This is a genomic window from Cryobacterium sp. Hh7 (genome assembly GCF_004403155.1).
Taxonomy (GTDB): domain Bacteria; phylum Actinomycetota; class Actinomycetes; order Actinomycetales; family Microbacteriaceae; genus Cryobacterium; species Cryobacterium levicorallinum.
Map to the genome: position 1 here is coordinate 1 of NZ_SOHG01000003.1, position 1,795 is coordinate 1,795.

Annotated in this window: 1 protein-coding gene; it reads right to left on the bottom strand. The window is 62.5% G+C overall.

Annotated features, from left to right (window positions below; translation table 11 throughout):
- Window positions 1-201 precede the first annotated feature (201 nt).
- Window positions 202-1,710, bottom strand: coding sequence for an IS1182 family transposase (locus E3T43_RS00180; protein WP_370449848.1), 1,509 nt, complete (start codon window positions 1,708-1,710; stop codon window positions 202-204).
- Between the last annotated feature and the right edge of the window lie 85 nt (window positions 1,711-1,795).

Consider the following 1,795-nt stretch of genomic DNA (forward strand, 5'->3'; position numbering starts at 1 on the left):
CGCTAGGAGCGTGAGTCAGTAACGCCTATTTCGGCTTGATGCCGCGGAATACGGGTCCATGTCTCGGCGTGGGTTGGGTGTTGCTGGCGCGGTAGCCAATGGGGGAATTGTGGTTGTGCCGATCGAAAAGAGGGCCACGGTCGCGTTGACGGCGCAGGCGCGGTTGCTCCCGCCGCCGGCAGGGCGCTTCCGCCCTGCTCTTTAGGTTGCTGGCCGAGCTATCAGCGCGGCCGGTGCGGCCAGAAGCGCCTTGGTTTGCAAGGTGTGCAGCTTCATCAAGTTGTGGCAGGCAGCGATCAGGTCCCACTCATAGGCTGCTTGTTCCAACCCGCGCAGCAACACGAACTTTCCTTGCCGAGTGTGAATCTGACCGAACACGGGCTCCACGATCGCTTTGCGCCGCGCATAAACGGCGCGGCCCTTCTTCGTCTTGAGCTTTCGCGCCATGCGCTCCCGAAGCGTCGCATTCGCGGGGATCCGGCCTCGGGGAACCTCGGGAACGCGTTCGCCGTGCTTGACGCGGCCGGTCGCGATGAAGAACTCGGTCCGGCCGTCGCCGGCCGCTTCAACAGTCTTGACGTAGTCCAGATTTGCTGCTGAACAATACCCGGCATCCGCCAGGATCTGCCCGGGCAGAACTCCGGTCGTGGCCTGAAGTTTCTCGATCATCGGCACGACCTGTTCAACATCCACGCCGACATTCGTCAGCGTCGTCGCGACGATGACTTGATGGTCTGCATCAACGATGGCCTGTGCGTTGTAGGCGTAGTGGAACGACCCGTCGGCGGTCTTCATGATCCGTGAATCCGGGTCGGTGAAGTTGCGTTGAGCCTTCGGCCTCACGACCGCATTCTTCGCCGCATCGTCACCTTTCTGCGCAGCAGTGTCGTCGTCATCGCCCTTGTCCCGGGCTTTCTTCTCGGCGTCTTTCCGAGCCCGGACGGCCGCATCTGCCTCCAACGCGGCGCGCGCCTCGGCGAGTTTCACCAGGCGTGTCTCCCGCCGCGCGAGCTCCGGCGGCAACTCATCACCGCGTTTGTCTTTTCCGAAACGAGCGTCCTCCGCATCGTCGATCGCGTCCGCGTCCGCCAGCAGCGCGGACACTTCGTCGGCGAGGACTTTCTGCTTCTCCGTCAACCGGGCGTAACTCATCGCCTTCCGCCGAGACGCATTCGCGCGCACCTTCGTGCCGTCCAACGCGACCTGCCCGAGCGAGACCATCCCGGCGGCGCGACACAGTTCCAACGCCTGCAAGAACACGTTCCCCAGACTGGAGAGGTGACGTTTCCGGAACCGGGCGATGGAACGAAAATCCGGTGCCTGCTGCGCGGCCAACCAGCGAAACGCGACCACGTCCACGCAGACCCGTTCCAACTCGCGTGACGAGCGAACACCGACGCAATACCCGTAAAGCAGCACCCGGACCATCAGTCGAGGGTCGTAGGGCGGCTGGCCCTTCGACTTGGCGTAAGAGGCGTAGAACTTCTTCAGATCCAGCTGAGTTTCAACGATGTCCGCGATGAAACGGGACAGGTGATTCTGCGGCAGCCACTCATCCAACGACGGCGGCACCAACATCACCGCCGCCGGCTCAAACGCCCTAAACCGCTTGTTCACACCCGCGCCAGCCTCAACCCCGTCATCCACGACCACGTCCACGTCCACGTGCTCAAGCTCCGCCGCGGGGAACAGGCCATCAGAATCGCTCATAATCAATTTTCCCAGACCAACACCCCAAGCACGGGAAATCGACCGGCGTTTTAAACTTTGGTACTACTGACCCACGCTCCTAGGC